This is a genomic window from Acidimicrobiales bacterium, from assembly GCA_036273495.1.
Taxonomy (GTDB): Bacteria; Actinomycetota; Acidimicrobiia; order Acidimicrobiales; family JAJPHE01; genus DASSEU01.
Genome location: DASUHN010000229.1, coordinates 1 through 2997 on the forward strand (window position 1 = coordinate 1; position 2997 = coordinate 2997).

At 70.1% G+C, this 2997-nt stretch carries 2 protein-coding genes and 1 pseudogene; all 3 read left to right on the forward strand.

What is annotated here, in order from left to right; genetic code table 11:
- Positions 1-204: 204 nt before the first annotated feature.
- Positions 205-1950: pseudogene (locus VFW24_09835) on the forward strand (acetolactate synthase large subunit).
- On the forward strand, positions 1947-2507 hold the full coding sequence (gene ilvN / locus VFW24_09840) for an acetolactate synthase small subunit (protein ID HEX5267061.1): 561 nt from the start codon (positions 1947-1949) through the stop codon (positions 2505-2507). Before VFW24_09835 ends, ilvN begins: the two are co-directional and overlap by 4 nt.
- A 1-nt stretch (position 2508) precedes the next feature.
- On the forward strand, positions 2509-2997 hold a 489-nt coding region (locus VFW24_09845; GenBank protein HEX5267062.1), incomplete at its 3' end, for an NAD(P)-dependent oxidoreductase.

A 2997-nucleotide genomic window follows, 5' to 3' on the forward strand; every position in this document is an offset into this window, starting at 1 on the left:
CGCTACACCTCGGGGGTCCTGGCCAAGTACGCCCGCCTGGTCACCGGCGCCGAGCGGGGGGCGGTGACAGAGCCTTGACCGCCGTGTAACATTCTCCCGAGATGTTCCGGCCGACCACGCTCGTAGTTATCACCTAGCGCACGCCGGAATCCCGCGCGTGCGCAAAGACCTCCCTCACGGGAGGTCTTTTCATTTCCCGGACAGGAGCAGAGAAGGATGAAGCTGACGGGGGCCCAGGCCCTGATCAAGAGCCTCGAGATGGAGGGTGTTGAGGTCATGTTCGGGCTGCCGGGCGGGGCCATCCTCCCGGTCTACGACCCGATCATCGACAGCCCGATCCGCCACATCCTCGTGCGCCACGAGCAGGGGGCGGGGCACATGGCCGAGGGCTACGCCCACGTGACCGGGCGCCCCGGCGTGGCCATGGTCACCAGCGGCCCCGCCGCCACCAACATCGTGACCCCGCTCTGCGACGCCTACATGGATTCGGTCCCGATGGTGTGCATCACCGGCCAGGTGGCCACCACGTCGATCGGGACCGACGCCTTCCAGGAGTGCGACACGACCGGCATCACCATGAGCGTCACCAAGCACAACTGGCTGGTGACCGACCCCGCCGATCTCCCCCTGATCGTCCGGGAGGCCTTCCACCTCGCCTCGACGGGCCGGCCCGGACCGGTCCTCGTCGACGTCCCGAAGGACGTGTCCAACCAGCTCATGGACTGGTACTGGCCGACCGACGCCGACGTGGACGCCGACCTGCCCGGCTACCGGCCCAACACCCGGGGGCACGGGAGGATGATCCGGGAGGCGGCCCGGCTGATCGCCTCGGCCGAGCGGCCCGTGATCTACGCCGGCGGCGGGATCCTCAAGGCGCGGGCCGCCGAGGCCCTGCAGGCCCTCGTCGACCTGACCGGCATCCCCGTCGTCACCACCCTGATGGCCCGGGGCGCCTTCCCCGACGGCCACGAGCTGGCCCTCGGCATGCCGGGGATGCACGGCAACTACACCGCCGTCACCGCCATGCAGCAGGCCGACCTGCTGGTGGCCCTCGGCACCCGCTTCGACGACCGGGTGACCGGCAAGGTCGACGCCTTCGCCCCCGAGGCCAGGATCGTCCACGTCGACATCGACCCGGCTGAGCTGGGGAAGGTCCGCCGCCCCGACGTGCCGATCGTCGGGGACTGCCGGCTGGTCATCGAGGAGCTGGTCCAGGCCATCCGGGCGCTGCCCGCCGACGACGCCGGTCCCGACCGGGCCCCGTGGCTGGCCCGGATCCGGGCGTGGCAGCGGCAGTACCCGCTGACCTACGAGCAGATCGACGACGGCCACCTCAAGCCCCAGTTCGTCATCGAGACGCTGCGGGACAACACGCCCGACGACACGATCGTGGCCTCGGGGGTGGGCCAGCACCAGATGTGGGCCAGCCAGTACTGGCGGTTCAACCACCCCTACACGTGGGTGAACTCCGGGGGGCTCGGGACCATGGGCTTCGCCGTGCCGGCCGCCATCGGCGCCAAGGTGGGCCGGCCCGACCGCATGGTGTGGGCCATCGACGGGGACGGCTGCTTCCAGATGACGGCCCAGGAGCTGGTCACCGCCTCCTCGGAGCGCATCCCGGTCAAGATCGCCATCCTCAACAACGCCTACCTGGGCATGGTCCGCCAGTGGCAGGAGCTGTTCTACGAGGAGCGCTACTCCGAGGTCTACCTCTCGCCCGACCTGCCGGACTACGTGAAGTGGGCCGAGGCCATGGGCTGCGTGGGCCTGAAGGTCGAGCACCCCGAGGAGGTGCTGCCGGCCATCGACAAGGCCAACCAGATCGACGACCGGCCCGTCGTCATCGACTTCCGCACCGACAGCCGGGAGAAGGTGTACCCGATGGTCCCGGCGGGCGGGTCGAACGACAACATCATCCTCGGCCCCAGCCAGGGGGAGGGCGGACGGTGAGCCCCACCTCCGCCGGCCGGACCACCGGCGCCCGCCACCACATCCTCACCGTCACCGTCGAGAACAAGGCCGGGGTCCTGGCCCGCGTGGCCAGCCTGTTCTCCCGCCGGGGCTACAACATCTTCTCGCTGGCGGTGGCCCCGACCGACGACGAGCGGCTGTCGCGCATCACCATCGTCGTCGACGTCGAGGGCGCCGACCTAGAGCAGATCACCAAGCAGCTGTTCAAGCTGGTCAATGTGGTGAAGATCTCGGAGCTGGACCCGGCCGAGTCCACCGAGATGGAGCTGGTGCTGGCCACGGTGCGCACGGGGGCCGAGGGTGGCTCGCGCAGCCAGATCATCGAGCTGGTCGGGATCTTCGGGGGCCGGATCGTCGACGTCTTCCACGACACCCTCACCGTGGCCCTGGCCGACAACCCGGCCAAGATCGACGACTTCGAGGAGCTCATGCGAGCGTATGGGATCGTCGAGCTGCAACGGACCGGGCGGGTGGCGCTGCCCAAGCTGGACCGGCAGGCGCCCCGCCTGCGCAGGGTGACCGGAAAGGTGGGCTGAGATGGCCAAGCTGTTCTACGAGAAGGACGCCGACCCGACGCTCATCGCCGGGCGGAAGGTGGCCATCCTCGGCTACGGGTCGCAGGGCCACGCCCACGCCCTCAACCTGCGCGACTCCGGGGTCGACGTGCGCGTCGGCCTGCGCGAGGGCTCCTCGTCGAAGGCCAAGGCCGAGGCCGAGGGACTGCGGGTGCTGCCCATCGAGCGGGCGGTGGCCGAGGCGGACGTCATCATGGTCCTCCTCCCCGACACCGACCAGGGCGACGTGTTCGAGGCGGCCATCGGACCCAACCTCCAGCCCGGGGACGCCCTGCTGTTCGCCCACGGTTTCAACATCCGCTTCGGCCAGGTCAAGCCCCCGGACAGCGTCGACGTGGCCATGGTGGCGCCCAAGGGCCCCGGTCACCTGGTCCGGCGGACCTACGAGGGCGGCGGCGGGGTGCCGTCGCTGATCGCGGTGTCCCAGAACGCCACCGGCAAGGCCAAGGAG